The organism is Arthrobacter sp. Dra40 (assembly GCF_059091905.1).
Genome location: NZ_JBNHHB010000577.1, coordinates 1 through 395, shown reverse-complemented (window position 1 = coordinate 395; position 395 = coordinate 1). Strand labels below are relative to the sequence as shown.

Genomic DNA, 395 nt, shown 5'->3' with positions numbered 1-395 from the left:
CGCAGGTGGCGGGTCAGCGCGCGGGTGTCCACGCCCTGGATGCCCACGATGCCCTGGTTGACCAGTTCGTCGTCCAGGCTGCGCTCGGAGCGCCAGTTGGACGGCCGGCGGGCTGGATCGCGGACCACATAGCCGGCCACCCAGATCTTGCGGGATTCCGCGTCCTCGTCGTTCACGCCGGTGTTGCCGATGTGCGGTGCGGTCTGCACCACCAGCTGGCGGGCGTAGGACGGGTCGGTGATGGTCTCCTGGTAGCCGGTCATCCCGGTGGCAAAGACCGCCTCGCCCAGTGCGGTTCCCTGGGCGCCGTAGCTGCGGCCGCGGAAGGTCCGGCCGTCTTCGAGCACCAGCAGCGCCGGTGCGGTTGCGGAGGTTGTTTCTGCGCTCACGATGTT

The 395-nt window shown here is 69.4% G+C and carries 1 protein-coding gene; it reads right to left on the bottom strand.

The genetic code is table 11. From position 1 onward, the window contains the following. Positions 1-392 (bottom strand): carbamoyl-phosphate synthase domain-containing protein (locus AC5RWT_RS38075; protein ID WP_494084717.1); only part of this gene is annotated, 392 nt, incomplete at its 3' end. Positions 393-395 lie beyond the last annotated feature (3 nt).